At 73.3% G+C, this 13,717-nt stretch carries 15 protein-coding genes and 1 pseudogene; 10 read left to right on the top strand and 6 right to left on the bottom strand.

The window, feature by feature from the left end:
- Positions 1–294 precede the first annotated feature (294 nt).
- Positions 295–606: a hypothetical protein gene (locus ABZ749_RS02190; RefSeq protein WP_357221911.1), complete on the bottom strand. Its 312-nt coding sequence runs from the start codon at positions 604–606 to the stop codon at positions 295–297.
- A 211-nt stretch (positions 607–817) separates the two neighbouring features.
- Positions 818–967, bottom strand: a complete 150-nt coding sequence (locus tag ABZ749_RS02185; protein ID WP_357221909.1) for a hypothetical protein — start codon at positions 965–967, stop codon at positions 818–820.
- Between the two features lie 66 nt (positions 968–1,033).
- On the opposite strand from ABZ749_RS02185, the gene ABZ749_RS02180 reads away from it, so the two are divergent.
- The 7 genes and pseudogenes from ABZ749_RS02180 to fabF all read left to right on the top strand — a co-directional run bounded on the left by ABZ749_RS02180 (position 1,034) and on the right by fabF (position 7,755).
- The gene (locus tag ABZ749_RS02180; protein ID WP_357221907.1) at positions 1,034–2,218 is read left to right on the top strand and encodes a histidine kinase; all 1,185 of its coding nucleotides are present in this window, start codon (positions 1,034–1,036) and stop codon (positions 2,216–2,218) included.
- On the top strand, positions 2,215–2,916 hold the full coding sequence (locus ABZ749_RS02175; protein WP_357221905.1) for a response regulator transcription factor: 702 nt from the start codon (positions 2,215–2,217) through the stop codon (positions 2,914–2,916). Before ABZ749_RS02180 ends, ABZ749_RS02175 begins: the two co-directional genes overlap by 4 nt.
- A gap of 37 nt (positions 2,917–2,953) precedes the next feature.
- Positions 2,954–4,255: a helix-turn-helix domain-containing protein gene (locus ABZ749_RS02170; protein ID WP_357221903.1), complete on the top strand. Its 1,302-nt coding sequence runs from the start codon at positions 2,954–2,956 to the stop codon at positions 4,253–4,255.
- A gap of 78 nt (positions 4,256–4,333) precedes the next feature.
- A pseudogene (locus tag ABZ749_RS02165) lies at positions 4,334–5,242 on the top strand (ACP S-malonyltransferase); the annotation flags it as partial.
- Positions 5,243–5,256: 14 nt separating this feature from the next.
- A complete protein-coding gene (locus tag ABZ749_RS02160; RefSeq protein ID WP_238670069.1) occupies positions 5,257–6,201 on the top strand; it encodes a beta-ketoacyl-ACP synthase III in 945 nt (314 codons plus the stop codon).
- A gap of 85 nt (positions 6,202–6,286) precedes the next feature.
- Entirely contained in the window at positions 6,287–6,526 is a 240-nt protein-coding gene (locus ABZ749_RS02155; RefSeq protein ID WP_030330276.1) for an acyl carrier protein, read from the top strand.
- Positions 6,527–6,528: 2 nt separating this feature from the next.
- On the top strand, positions 6,529–7,755 hold the full coding sequence (gene fabF / locus ABZ749_RS02150) for a beta-ketoacyl-ACP synthase II (protein ID WP_124855678.1): 1,227 nt from the start codon (positions 6,529–6,531) through the stop codon (positions 7,753–7,755).
- 50 nt (positions 7,756–7,805) lie between these two features.
- On the opposite strand, the gene ABZ749_RS02145 is transcribed toward fabF, so the two are convergent.
- On the bottom strand, positions 7,806–8,024 hold the full coding sequence (locus ABZ749_RS02145) for a hypothetical protein (protein ID WP_355008813.1): 219 nt from the start codon (positions 8,022–8,024) through the stop codon (positions 7,806–7,808).
- Between the two features lie 132 nt (positions 8,025–8,156).
- Between ABZ749_RS02145 and ABZ749_RS02140 the strand changes: the two genes are divergently transcribed.
- Complete coding sequence (locus ABZ749_RS02140; RefSeq protein WP_357221901.1) at positions 8,157–8,816, top strand: lipoprotein; 660 nt, start codon at positions 8,157–8,159, stop codon at positions 8,814–8,816.
- A 16-nt stretch (positions 8,817–8,832) separates the two neighbouring features.
- On the opposite strand, the gene ABZ749_RS02135 is transcribed toward ABZ749_RS02140, so the two are convergent.
- Positions 8,833–10,569, bottom strand: coding sequence for a glycoside hydrolase family 3 protein (locus ABZ749_RS02135; RefSeq protein WP_357221899.1), 1,737 nt, complete (start codon positions 10,567–10,569; stop codon positions 8,833–8,835).
- 87 nt (positions 10,570–10,656) lie between these two features.
- Positions 10,657–11,148, bottom strand: a complete 492-nt coding sequence (locus tag ABZ749_RS02130) for a DUF3145 domain-containing protein (protein ID WP_091409261.1) — start codon at positions 11,146–11,148, stop codon at positions 10,657–10,659.
- A 308-nt stretch (positions 11,149–11,456) separates the two neighbouring features.
- On the opposite strand from ABZ749_RS02130, the gene ABZ749_RS02125 reads away from it, so the two are divergent.
- Positions 11,457–11,786, top strand: a complete 330-nt coding sequence (locus ABZ749_RS02125) for a hypothetical protein (protein ID WP_030330285.1) — start codon at positions 11,457–11,459, stop codon at positions 11,784–11,786.
- Positions 11,787–11,899: 113 nt separating this feature from the next.
- Here ABZ749_RS02125 and ABZ749_RS02120 read toward each other — a convergent pair whose 3' ends face one another.
- The gene (locus ABZ749_RS02120; protein ID WP_355008891.1) at positions 11,900–12,523 is read right to left on the bottom strand and encodes a carbonic anhydrase; all 624 of its coding nucleotides are present in this window, start codon (positions 12,521–12,523) and stop codon (positions 11,900–11,902) included.
- Positions 12,524–12,691: 168 nt separating this feature from the next.
- Between ABZ749_RS02120 and ABZ749_RS02115 the strand changes: the two genes are divergently transcribed.
- Positions 12,692–13,663, top strand: coding sequence for an alpha/beta hydrolase (locus ABZ749_RS02115; protein WP_357221897.1), 972 nt, complete (start codon positions 12,692–12,694; stop codon positions 13,661–13,663).
- Positions 13,664–13,717: the final 54 nt, after the last annotated feature.

Here is a 13,717-nt window from a genome sequence, read left to right as displayed (position 1 = left end):
CACGCGCTGAGCTGGCGCACGCGCTGAGCTGGCGCACGCGCTGAGCTGGCGCACGCGCTGAGCTGGCGCACGCGCTGAGCTGGCGCACGCGCTGAGGTCACGCTCTCGCTGACCCGCAACAACACGCGACGGTCCGACGCACTCGCTGGTCAGCGGGTGCGTCGGCCGACCGGGCACTGCAACGCGGTGTGCCTACCGGGCACTGCAACGCGGTGTGCCGACCGGGCACTGCAACGCGGTGTGCCTACCGGGCACTGCAACGCGGTGTGCCTACCGGGCACTGCAACGCGGTGTTCAGCACCAGCGGCGCGGTGGGCGCTCCCGGCGGGTGGCTCGTGGACGCGGCCGGACCGCGCCGTGCCGGTGCGCCCCGGCCCAGCCGGAAAGTTCACTGAGGCAACCAGCGGGAACGTCCGAGTCGGGCTCGGCAGAGCGCTGGCGCGGCAGCGCGGGCTCGTCGTCGATGCGCCCCGGCAACGGCTCCACCGGGTGCGATGGCGCACCGCCGACCGGCCGGCGGGGCTTGCCAGCCGCCTGCGGGTCGTGGTGCCCCGGCCGGCAGGGCTCGCCCTGGGCGCAGCCGTGCTCGGCCTCCCCGTGCGCCATCCCCGGTCTCCTCACGCTCGCCTCACCCTCGAATGCTCCCCGAGGTGCCCTGTCACCGTACTGGCCGGGACCGACGGGCCGCGCGCAGCGTACCCGGGGTCCGGACCGGCCGGTCCCCGGAGACGCCGCTGAGCGCGAGAGCCGGTTACGCAGTTCACAGCTTCTTTTCGTGTCGTTCACCGTGAGGTTCGGCGGCGCGGCGGACCGGCGGTCAGCGGGCGCGGTGAGCCTCCAGGTCGGCGCTGGCGAAGAGCGCCCGCAGTGTCACGCCGTGATGGGCGAGCGCCTGCGCCCCGCCCTCAGCCCGGTCGATGACGCAGAGGGCGTGGGAGGCGCGGCCCGCGTACCCCTTTCGGCGCATGTCGCGGGCGGCGGTCTCCTCCCCCGGTCGGACTCCGACCCGGTGCGACTGTGGTGGGATCGGGGCATGCGTCCGCCACCGTGGCTCGGCTCCGGCACTCGCGGCCGGGACCTGGCGCTGGCCGGGGCGTCGCTGGCCGGCGGGCTGGTGCTGTGGACCCTGGGTTGGCAACCGCAGATCCGTCCGCACCCGGACGTGCCCGCGGTCCTGTTCCTGCCGTCGCTGCTGGCGATGTGCGTCGCGGTGGGTCTGCGCCGCGCCGCCCCGCGTGCCAGCCTCGCCGTCGGCACCGTGGCAGTGGTGGTGGACATCGCGCTCGGGGGCTCGCTGGGCGCGATCCTGATCTACACGCAGGTCCTCTACGACGCCTGTGTCTACGGTCCGCCACGGCTGTGGCGGTGGCTGCTGTGGGCGACCATCGGGCTGAGCGTGCTCGGTGCGGTCGTCGGCGTGATCCTCTCCGACCAGTGGAGCGGGGTGGCCATCGGCGTGCTGGTGGTGCTCGTCGGCCTCCTGCCGGTCCTGACCGGCATCAGCGTGCGGCAGTACCGAGATCAGGCCGCCGCCGAGCGGGCGCGGGCCGAGCAGACCGCCCGGCTGGTCGAGTTGGACCGTCGGCAGGCGGTCAGCGCCGAACGGGCGCGGATGGCCCGGGAGCTGCACGACGTGGTCGCGAACCACCTCAGCGCGGTGGCCATCCACGCCACCGCAGTACTCTCCGTACCCGGGTTGGATCGCGGTCAGGTGGAGTCGGCGTTGCGGGTGATCCGGGAGAGCAGCGTGCAGGGCCTCGCCGAGATGCGTCAGATGATCGAGGTGCTGCGCGAGCCGGGGACCAGCGCCGACCCGGCCGCGCCGGAGGTGGTCACCGCGCGGCTGGCCGAGGCGGACGGACTGGTCGACCGGGTCCGGGCTGCCGGCCTCGCTGTGCGGGTCCGGACCGATGGCACGCCGGGCGCGTTGCCGGTGGGGGTGGACCTCGCCGCGTACCGGATCGTGCAGGAGTCCCTGACGAACGCGCTCAAGCACGGTACTGGTGAGGCGGAGCTGACGATCGCGTACCGGCCGGCCGAGGTGGTGCTGACTGTGGAGAACCCGGTGCGTGGGGGCGGGGCCGGGCTGCCGGGCGCCGGGGCCGGGCTGATCGGCATGCGGGAGCGGGCCACGCTGCTGGCCGGCCGGTTCACCGCCGGGCCGCACGACGGCCGTTGGCAGGTACGGGCGGCCCTGCCCACCGGGGAGGGCGGGTGACCGGGCCGGCGCGGCCGTCGGACGACACGGCCCCGGCGACGGTACGGGTGGTGCTCGCCGACGACCAGCCGGCGGTACGAGCCGGACTGGCCCTGATCCTGAACGGCTCGGCGGGTGTCGAGGTGGTCGGCGAGGCGGCCGACGGCGACGCCGCGGTGCGCCTGTGCCGGGAGTTGCGCCCCGACGTGGCGGTGCTGGATGTGCGGATGCCGCGCCGGGACGGGATCTCCGCGACCCGGGCGATCGTCAGCGAAGGGCTCGCCGACGTGCTGGTGCTCACCACGTTCGACCTGGACGAGTACGTCTTCGGGGCGTTGCGGGCCGGGGCGGCCGGGTTCCTGCTCAAGGACACCGACGCCGACGGCCTGGTCGGCGCGGTGCGGACGGTGGCGCGGGGCGACGGCTTCATCGCGCCCACTGTGACCCGTCGGTTGATCACCGCCTTCGCGGCCACCGCGCCGGGTGCGTCGGCTGACACGCGGGCCGCGCTGGACACCCTCACCCCGCGTGAGCGTGACGTGCTGGCCTGCCTCGGGTTGGGTCTGTCCAACCAGCAGATCGCCGATCGGCTGGTGCTGGCGGAGAGCACCACGAAGACCCATGTGAGCCGGATCCTGGCGAAGCTGGACCTACGCAGCCGGGTGCAGGCCGCCATCCTGGCCCAGGAGGTGGGCCTGCCCGCTCCCCCGCAGTCGTGAGACCGGCCCACTGGGTACGCGGCGGACCGGTGCCGGCGTGGTTGGCCTGCTCACGACGTGTCAGGCTAGGGCGGTGAGCACGCCGGGCGGTGGGGAGCTGTCGGCCACGCTGCGCCGGATCGAACGATCGGCGGGGGCGTTGGCCACCTCCAGCGTGGCCCGGATGGACGAGACGCTGCCCTGGTTCCGGGCGCTGCCGGCCGACCAGCGTTCCTGGGTGATGCTGGTGGCGCAGGCGGGCGCGAGGTCGCTGGTGCAGTGGCTGCGCGAGGGCGGCGGCACCGCGGACAGCACCCAGGAGGTCTCGGACGAGGTCTTCGCCGCCGCCCCGCAGGCGCTGGCCCGGTCGATCACCCTCCAGCAGACCGTGGCGTTGATCAAGGTGACGATCGACGTGGTCGAGGAGCAGGTGTCGCACCTGGCCGCTGAAGGTGAGGAGCAGCAGCTACGCGAGGCGGTGCTGCGCTTCTCCCGGGAGATCGCGTTCTCCGCCGCCCGGGTGTACGCGCGGGCCGCCGAGTCGCGTGGCGCCTGGGACGCCCGGTTGCAGGCGCTGCTCGTCGACGCGCTGTTGCGCGGTGACTCGCCGGACGTCCTCGCCAGTCGGGCCGCCGCTCTCGGCTGGGCGGACGCGCCGCCGGTGGCGGTGGCTGTCGGTCGGTCGCCCGGCGGCGAGGTCTCCGCGGTGCTGCACGTGGTCTACCGGCAGGCCCGCCGGATCGGCGTGGAGGTGATCGGCGGCGTCCACGGCGACCGGCTGGTGATCGTGCTGGGCGGCGCACCTGACCCGCTGACCGCCACCGCGAAGCTGCTGAGCGCGTTCGGGGACGGCCCGGTGGTGGTCGGTCCCGCCGTACCGAGCCTGGACGAGGCGACCGAGTCGGCGCGGGCCGCGCTGTCCGGCTTTCGGGCCGCACCGGCCTGGCCGAGCGCGCCCCGGCCGGTGCCGGCCGCGGACCTGCTGCCGGAGCGGGCCCTCGCCGGCGACACCGAGGCCCGTCGGCGGCTGCGTCACGATGTGTACGCGACGCTGGTGCGCGCCGGTGGGGAACTGCTGGCCACCCTGGACGCCTTCCTGGCCGCCGGTGGCACCTTGGAGAGCGCGGCCCGGGCGCTGTTCGTGCACCCGAACACGGTGCGCTACCGGTTGCGCCGGATCGCCGAGGTGACCGGGTTCTCGCCACTGTCGCCGCGCGACGCGTTCGCCCTTCAGGTCGCGCTGACCGTGGGTCGGTTGGATCCGGTCACCCCGCTGGCCTCGCCGGTCCCGACTCAGACAATGACCCCGGCTACTCGGAAATCCGCCCAAACCGAGGATGATCCCCGCCGATCTTTGTAGGAAACCTCTAAAGGTCCTAGTGTGGTTTGGTCGAAGGCGGCACCGCGTTACCCGCCATTATCCGGGAGAGTCATAGACGTGCTCGCCGTACTTAGTCCCGGCCAGGGTTCTCAGAAACCCGGCTTCCTGACCCCCTGGCTCGACCTGACCGGCACTGAGGCGCGACTGCGCGACTGGTCGGCGTTGGCCGGGGTCGACCTGCTGCACCTGGGCACCAACGCCGACGCCGACGAGATCAAGGACACCGCCCGCACCCAGCCGTTGCTGGTCGCCGCGGCGTTGCTCGCGGCCGAGCACCTGCCGCTGGACGGCGTCGCCGTCACCGCCGGCCACAGCGTCGGTGAGTTGGGTGCCGCCGCCCTGGCCGGTGTGCTGTCGGCCGACGCCGCGATCACCCTGGCCGGCGTGCGCGGCCGGGAGATGGCCGCCGCGTGTGCGCTGGAGCCGACCGGAATGGCCGCGGTGCTCGGTGGTGATCCCGACGAGGTGATCGCCGCGATCGAGGCGAACGGGCTCTACCCGGCCAACCGCAACGGCGCCGGTCAGATCGTCGCCGCGGGTGCCCTGGACGGGCTCGACAAGCTCGCCGCCGCGCCGCCCACCCGGACCCGGATCATCCGCCTGCAGGTGGCCGGCGCCTTCCACACCCCGTACATGGCTCCGGCGGAGACCGCGCTCGCCGCCGAAGCCGCCGGGATCACCCCGGCGGACCCGGCCCGCACCCTGCTGTCGAACCTCGACGGCACCGCTGTCGACGACGGCGCGGCCATGGTGCGGCGCCTCGTTCGTCAGGTCACCGCGCCGGTGCGCTGGGACCTGTGCATGCGTACGCTGGCCGACCTCGGGGTCACCGGCGTGATCGAACTACCCCCGGCCGGCACCCTCGCCGGCCTGGTCAAGCGGGAACTCAAGGGCGACGGCGCCCCGGAGATCGTCACCCTCAACACCCCGGACGACCTGCCGGCCGCACGGGACCTGATCGCCCGTATCGGAGGCCGTTCATGACTGGCAGTCGCATCGTCTCGATGGGGCACTACCAGCCCTCCCGGGTGGTGACCAACGACGACATCGCCCAGCTCGTCGACACCAACGACGAGTGGATCCGCGACCGGGTCGGCATCGTCAGCCGGCGGATCGCCGACAGTGAGACGGTCGCCGACATGGCCGCCGCGGCTGCCGGCAAGGCACTGGCCAACTCGGGCCTGACCGCCGCCGACATCGACCTGGTCGTGGTCGCCACCTGCTCCTCCATCGACCGCAGCCCCAATGTGGCCTGCCGGGTCGCCGGCAAGCTGGGCATCACCGCGCCGGGCGCGTTCGACCTCAACACCGCCTGCTCGGGCTTCGCGTACGCGCTGGGCACCGTCGACCACGCCATCCGGGCCGGGGCGTCGCGCAACGCGATCGTCATCGGCGCGGAGAAGCTGTCCGACTTCACCGACTGGACCGACCGCTCCACCTGCATCATCTTCGCCGACGGGGCCGGTGCCGCGGTGGTCTCCGCCACCGCCGACGACGAGCCGACCGGGATCGGCCCGGTCGTCTGGGGTTCGGTGCCGGACAAGAGCGACGCGGTCCGCATCGAGGGCTGGCGCCCGTACATCCAGCAGGAGGGGCAGGCGGTGTTCCGCTGGGCCACCACCGCCATCGCGCCGCTCGCGCTGCAGGCCTGCGAGCGGGCCGGGGTCGACCCGTCGGAGCTGGCCGCGTTCGTGCCGCACCAGGCCAACGCCCGGATCATCGACGGCATCGCCAAGCGGCTCAACATCCCCGACGCGATCATCGCGAAGGACATCGTCGAGTCCGGCAACACCTCCGCGGCGAGCGTGCCGCTGGCCCTGTCCAAGCTGGTCGAGCGCCGGGAGGTGCCCTCGGGCGCACCGGTGCTGCTGTTCGGCTTCGGCGGCGGCCTGACCTACGCCGGTCAGGTTGTCCGCTGCCCCTGATGACCCCCTCGGGCGCGTACGCGTCCAGGATTGGCGGTCGGCGACGCCGGCCGCCGGAGAACCCCGATGAAAGGAACCAACCGCAATGACCCGTGACGAGATCACCACCGGCCTCGCCGAGATCCTCGAAGAGGTTGCCGGGGTGAACCCGGACGACGTGGCCGAGGGGAAGTCCTTCACCGACGACCTCGACGTCGACTCGCTCTCCATGGTTGAGGTCGTGGTCGCGGCCGAGGAGAAGTTCGGCGTCAAGATCCCGGACAACGAGGTGCAGAACCTGAAGACCGTCGGCGACGCTGTCAGCTACATCGCGGCGCAGTCCTGATCATGAGTCGTCCAGACGTCGTCGTCACCGGGCTCGGCGCGACGACCCCGCTTGGCGGGGACGTCGCGTCGACCTGGGACGCAATGCTCGCCGGCCGCTCCGGGGTGAGTGCCCTCACCCAGGAGTGGGCCGAGCAACTGCCGGTCCGGATCGCCGCCCAGCTGGCCGTGGAGCCGTCCGAGGTGCTGGACCGGGTCCGCCTGCGCCGCCTGGACCGTTCCGAGGCGATCGCGATCATCGCGGCGCAGCAGGCCTGGGCGGACGCCGGCCTCGCCGGCTCCGACCTCGACGGGGAGCGGTTGGCCGTCAGCGTCGGCTCCGGCATCGGTGGTGCCACCACGCTGCTCGCCCAGGACGACATCCTGGAGGCCTCCGGCCCACGGCGGGTCTCCCCGCACACCATCCCGATGCTGATGCCGAACGGTCCGGCCGCCTGGGTCGGGCTGGAGCTGGGCGCCAAGGCCGGCGTGCACTCGGTGGCCAGCGCCTGCGCCACCGGCGCCGAGGCGATCGCCCTCGGTCTGGACATCATCCGCTCCGGTCGGGCCGACGTGGTGGTGGCCGGCGGCACCGAGGCGGTCATCCACCCCCTTCCGATCGCCGGCTTCAGCTCGATGCGGGCCATGTCGACCCGCAACGACGACCCGGAGCGGGCCTCCCGCCCGTGGGACCGGGGCCGGGACGGCTTCGTCCTCGGCGAGGGCGCCGGCATCGTGGTGCTGGAGCGGGCCGAGCACGCCGCGGCCCGGGGCGCCCGGGTGTACGCGCGCCTCGCCGGCGCCGGCATCACCTCCGACGCGTACGACATCGTGCAGCCGCACGCCGAGGGCGAGGGCGCGATCCGGGCCATCGCCAAGGCGATCGCCGACGCGGACGTGGCGAAGCGGGACATCGTGCACGTCAACGCGCACGCCACCTCGACCCCGGTCGGGGACATGCTGGAGATCGGTGGGCTGCACAAGGCGCTCGGCGACCACCCGGTGCTGTCCGCGACGAAGTCGATGACCGGTCACCTGCTCGGTGCGGCCGGTGCGCTGGAGTCGATCGCCACCATCCTGGCGATCCGCGACAGTGTCGTCCCTCCGACGATCAACCTCGACGACCCCGAGCCAGGCCTCACCCTGGATGTCGCCGCGCACAAGGCCCGTCACATGGAGATCCCTGCCGCGTTGAACAACGCGTTCGGCTTCGGCGGCCACAACGTGGCACTGGTCTTCGCCCGCCCCTGAGATCCTGCGAAAGGGCCCCTCCTCGTCGAGAGGAGGGGCCCTTTCGTCGTTCAGCCCCGGTTGCGAGGGTGCTGCTTCGCGGTGCGCTCGTTGCCGTGGCGGTAGTTGCCGGTCCAGCGGGCCATCACCAGCTGCGGGTCGTCGTCGACCTCGGCCAGGAACTCGGCGGCCCGAGCGCCGCGCAGCGTGCCGGCGACCCGGCCGTGGTGAGTGATCACCACGGTGCCGTCCGCCCGTCGTACGTGCCGGAATCCTGCTGCCGCTCCCATGGGGTGAGGCTGTCAGACCGATCGGCGCGCAGGCGACCGGATTTCCGTCGCGGGCACTCGATCCCGATTGACGTCGAGGGACCGCGCGGCTTAGATGGGCCGACTGAAGATCGACTGACGGGGATCACCACAATGGACACTCGTACCCGCGTCGCCGTGTCGGCGGCGCTCATCCTCGGCCTGCTGGCCGGCTGCGGCGACGACGCCGCCGCTCCTGCGGCCGGCGACCCGGCCCCACAGGCCACGGGCGAGCCCTGGTACGACGAGACGACCCCGGCGGCGTCCGGCGGCACCACCGGCGGCGCCGGTTCCCCCTGCCCGGTACCGGTGACGTTTCCGCTGGCCGACGGGTGGACGGCGAAGGCTGTCGAGCCTCCCAAGGGTGAGCTGGCCGAGCTGGTCGGCGAGGCGCTCACCAAGCGCGGCGGCACCACAGTGCGTTGCGAGGTGGACGGCCGGCCGGCCGGCGGCGGGTTCCTGCGGATCTGGGCGACGGACACGCCGACTGCCGCTCCGCGCGCCGCGCTGGAGAGCTTCGCCACCGGAGCCGGCGAGACGGTCACCGGCCAGCAGTTCCGCGACCTCCGCGCCGGCGGCCTCGACGCCACCGAGATGACCTGGCTCGCCACCAGCCCGCTGGCCGAGGAGGAGGCGGCGCGGAACTGGGCGCTGGCCGTTCAGTCGGCGGGGCAGACGCTGGTCTTCGCGGTCAACGAGGGCCTGATCACCGAACGGACCGACGTGCTGCCGGCGTACCGGCTCGCGGTGCGCGGGCTCACGGCTGCCGGCTGAGGTCGGCCCCGTTGGCTCAGTTGCTGGCGCAGGTCGTCGCGGGAAGTCCGGGAACGGTGACCGGGGACCGGCCGCCCGGCCGGGCCTTGCCGGCGAGCACAGCGGCCAGGGCGGTCATCGATGCCCGGCTGGACGAGTACGTGGCCAACAGCCTCGGTGACTTCGCGTCGGCCAGCACGTACGGGGTGTCCATGGCGACAGTGATCGCCGCGTCGGGGCTCAGGTCCTTGGCGCCGTCGCCGTAGCCCACCAGGTGCACGACAGTGCCGCCGCTGGGCTTGACCTGCACTCCGGCGGCGGTCAACGCGGCGGTGAGGGTGGCCCGGGTGCCGCTCCGACCGCCGGACGAGGTGACGGTGACCGGCCCGCGTACCGCTCCGCCGCAGGCGCCACGCAGCACGGTGACGGCGGCAGCGGCCAGCGCGTCGGCCGCCGCCCGGTGTGCCGGGGTGTTGAGCGTGGACATCTGCGCCGCCGGCAGTTCGGCGAGCTGGAACTTCATCGTCAGCACCCGGGTGACCGCCTCGACCAGCCGGGTCCGGGGCAGCGACCCCCCGCGCAGCGCGGCGAGCAGCCCGTCGTACGCCTGACCGACGTTCGGGGTCATCAGGATGAGGTCGTTACCGGCGTTGAGCGCCCGGACCGCCGCCTCGCCGGGTGCCCAGCGCATCGCGGGCGGCATGTTCATCCCGTCGGTGATCACCACGCCCTTGAAGCCGAGTTGGCCGCGCAGGACGTCGGTGAGCAGCTTGTGCGAGAACGTCGCCGGGGTTCCCGGGTCGATCGCGCGCGCGTCCAGGTGACCGGACATCACGGCCATCGCGCCCGCGTCCATCCCGGCGGTGAACGGCGGCCACGCGCCGCTCTGCAACGCCGCGGCGGACTGGGTCAGCACCGGAAGGTCCTGGTGCGAGTCGTCGGCGCTGTGGCCATGCCCGGGGAAGTGCTTCAGGGTGGCCGCGACCCCGACCGCCTGGAGGCCACGGACCGCGCCGCCCACCTGCGCGGCGGCCTGCTTAGGGTCGGAGCCGTAGGACCGGGAGCCGATCACGGTGCTGCGGGTGGCCAGCACGTCGGCCACCGGGGCGAAGTCGATGTTGATGCCCATCGCGGCCAACTCGGCGCCGGCGGCCCGCCAGGCGGCCTCGGTGAGCTTCGGGTCACCGGCCGCGCCGGCCGCGAGGGCGCTGGGCAGCACCGTGACACCGTCGGTCACGCGGGTGACGACCCCGTACTCCTGGTCGGTGCCGATGAGCAGCGGCGCCGAACCGGCGGCGAGCCGACCGGCGGCGGTACGCAGCCCGGTGGTGAGCTCGTGCACCTGCTTGGGGTTGTCGACGTTCGTGGTCTCCTGGTTGCCCTTGGTCGGGTCGTCGGCGCTGAAGCCGACCAGGATCAGGCCACCCAGTCGGTACTTGGCGATCATTTCGGCGGGGGTGTCCACCCCGGCGAGGGCCTGGTTGCCGGCCGCCGAGCCGGCGGAGACCTTCGTCGCCGAGTCGCCGTAGGCGTACGGCATCAGCACCTGGCCGACCAGGTCTTCGTCGGACAGCGTCGCCACCAGCGCGGCGGCGCGGCCGGCGGGGTCGCTGGCCGGCGGCGCGGGCGGGACGCTCGGGCCCGCCGACGTCCCGACGGGGCTGGGCGTCGGCGTGGGGCGCTCCGGGTCACCTGAGCAGCCGGAGACGAGCAGGGCGGTCAGGGCGGCGACAGCGACACTGGCGCGCCACGGGCGATTCGACACGTCGCCCATCCCACCAGCTTCTCCCTTATCGGGGCAACTTGACCTTACCGGTCGTCACCGGCGCGATGGCGTACGGCCAGCGGTCCGCCGACCGAGTCAGCCGACCCGAGTGAGCAAGGTCACCGGGGCGCCGTCGCCGGCGTACCGGTAGGGCTCCAGGTCAGCATCCCATGCCGTGCCGAGCGCCTTGTCGAGGGCGTGCGCCAGGGCCTCGGGAGCCCGGGAGGCCGCCATCAGCGCCCGGAGCCGGTCCTCGCCGAGCTGGATGTCGCCGGCCACACCGACCGTCGCCCGGAACAGGCCACGGGCTGGCACGTACATGAAGCGCTCACCGTCGGCGCCGGGACTCGGCTCCTCGGTGACCTCGAAACGGATCATGGGCCACTGCCGTAGGGCAGCAGCCAGCTCGGCGCCCGTCCCCGGACGACCGGTCCACCCGCACTCGGCCCGGCGTGCGCCGGGGTCGACGGGCTGAGCCGTCCACTGCAGGTTGACCGGCGCGGCTAGGACGCGCGCGATCGCCCACTCGACGTGTGAGCACACGGCGAGCGGGGTCGAGTGGACGTATACGACGCCACGCGTTGGCACGGTGACCTCCCGGAGAGCGAGGTGCGTCTTCCCCTACGACCTCGTCCACCCAGGTGGCTGCTGCAACACATGATGACTCCTGTGACGCGTGGTGCGCCAGGGAATCGGAAAAAACGCCGGGTGGAATAGCCGGACGGGTGGTCGCCGTTGCCTCTCAGGACACCGCGACGACCAGCATGATGTCGTGGTCCTGTACAGTTCCACCGGCGGCTTATGCCGCGTTACACCTTCGCGGGCCGAGTCACGTACGACCCGCACACAGCCCCCGGACGTCTAGTCCTCCCGTACGTCTTGCAAGGAGTACCTCCGTGGCGAGCAACACCTCTAAGACCGCGCGCGCGTCAGTCCGGGCCGGCCAGGCTGGCCAGGGTGGCGCCCTCAGCGTGCTGGGCGAGTTCAAGTACCTCATCCCGCTCAACGGCGGCAAGCACGCCTACGTGCGGAACCTGACCAACGGCAAGACCGCGCACCTGCGCACGGACTCCGACGCCTTCGTCGAGGAGATCCGCGTTCTGGCCGCCGCCGGCCACGCCGCCAAGATCCGGGCGGAGATCAACAACCTGGCTGCCACCCACCCGGGTGACGGCTGGGAGGCCACCGAGAAGCGCCTGGTCGCGGCCGGCGTCTTCGAGGGCTGAGCCCTCCCCCACCGCTCCAACGAAACCGCCCGCCGGGAGTTCCCGGCGGGCGGTTTCGCGTGCGTGGATCGGCTTCGGGCGGCGGCGGGGACGGTCACTCGGGCCAGGGCGGGTCAGCCTGGATCGAGCAGGGCGACCTCGCCGGTGGCCAGGTCGTAGAGGCCGCCGACCACGGCCACCCGGCCGGCGGCCACCGGCCCGGCCAGCAGATCGTCCTGGCGCAGGGTGCGCACCGTACGCCGGACGTGCCGGCGGATCGCCAGCGGCAGGACCGCCGGATCATCGATCCCCGCCTCGGTGACCGCCGGCGCGATCTCGTCCACCAGGTGCGCCAGCGACCCGCCGGGACGCTGGCCGATGCGCAGCGCCTCCACCGTGGCCTGCACCGCGCCACACCGCTCGTGGCCGAGGACCATCACCAGCGGTACGCCGAGCTGGCCGACCACGTACTCGATCGAGCCGCAGACCGCGCGATCGAGCACGTGCCCACCGGTTCGGATCACGCAGATCGCGCCGAAGGTCTGGTCGAAGATCGCCTCCAACGGCACCCGGGAGTCGATGCAGCCCAGCACCACCGCGTACGGCTGCTGGTCGCCGGAGGCCGCGGCGGCTGCCGTGACGTCGTGTCCGTGCACCGGCTGGCCGCTGACGAACCGCCGATTGCCGGCGAGCAGGTCGGCCAGGGCGGCGCGGGGCGTACCGCCGGCCTGCCGCCCCTGCCCCGACGTCGCACCCATGGGCGCTCCCGACGACCCCATGCCGTCCAGCTTGGCCCGCCGCCGTCCGGCACGGGCGAGGTCGGGAATGTTCGCCACGGCGCGATTGGCGTGGTGTCATGGCGGGTAGCCGGTGTTACCGCCGGGTATCCCGGTGCTGGTGATACTGGCGGCCCTGGGGAGGTGGCGATGCCGGAGCGGTTCGAGGTCGGCCTGCCGGACGGTGTACGGCTCAACGTCGAGGCGACGGGTCCGACGGACGCCCAGGTCACCGCCATCCTGCTGCACGGCTGGACGCTGGACCGGCGCGCCTGGCACCGGCAGGTCGAGGCGCTCACCGCGCCGCAGTTCGGCGATGCGGTGCGGGTGGTCGCCTACGACGCGCGGGGGCACGGCCGGTCCAGCTGCATGGCGCTGCCCACGGCCACCCTGGCCCAGTTGGGTGACGACCTGGCCGCGGTCATCGACGCGGTCGCCCCGAGCGGCCCGGTGGTGCTGGTCGGGCACTCGATGGGCGGCATGACGATCATGGAGTACGCCCACCGCCACCCCGCGCACTTCGCCGCCCGTACCGCCGGCCTGGTCTTCGTCTCGACCACCGCCGAGGGGCACACGCACACCGTCTACGGGCTCTCGCCGCGGATCGCCCGGTTGATCCGGCTGGCCGAGACGACCGGCGCCGGTGTGCTGGCCCGGTGTGGCTCGTGGCGTGCTCCCCGGGCACTGCTGAACGCGCTGCGACCGAGCATCCGGTGGATGCTCTTCGGTGACCGCTGCGAGCCGGCCGACATCCGCCTGGTGACGTCGGCGGTGGCCCGGGCCTCGCTGCGTTCGATCGGCGGGTTCCGCGCCTCCATCGGCACCCAGCACCGCCTGGACACCCTCGCCGCGTTGGCCCACCTGCCGGCCGCCGCCCTGGTCGGCGACCGGGACCGGCTGACCCCACCGCCGTGCGCCGAGTCGATCGCGGCGGCTCTGCCGGCCACCGAGCTGACCGTCTGCCCAGGTGCCGGGCACATGCTGATGATGGAACGCCCGGACGAGGTGAACGCCGCGCTCACCGGCGTCGTACGACGGGCGATCGCCGAATCGTCGCCGGCCCACCTCGGCGCGTCACCGCCGGCCCACCGTGGCGCGGCCCCCGCCGAGACGGGTGCCTGAGCACGTTCGCGCACCTCGGGCGCGGCGGGTCCGCTCCGGGGCCGTACTCTTCTC

The sequence above is a fragment of the Micromonospora sp. NPDC047753 genome (genome assembly GCF_040642735.1).
Lineage (GTDB): Bacteria > Actinomycetota > Actinomycetes > Mycobacteriales > Micromonosporaceae > Micromonospora.
The sequence above is the reverse complement of the archived record's forward strand: the minus strand, read 5'-3'. Positions and strand labels throughout refer to the sequence as shown.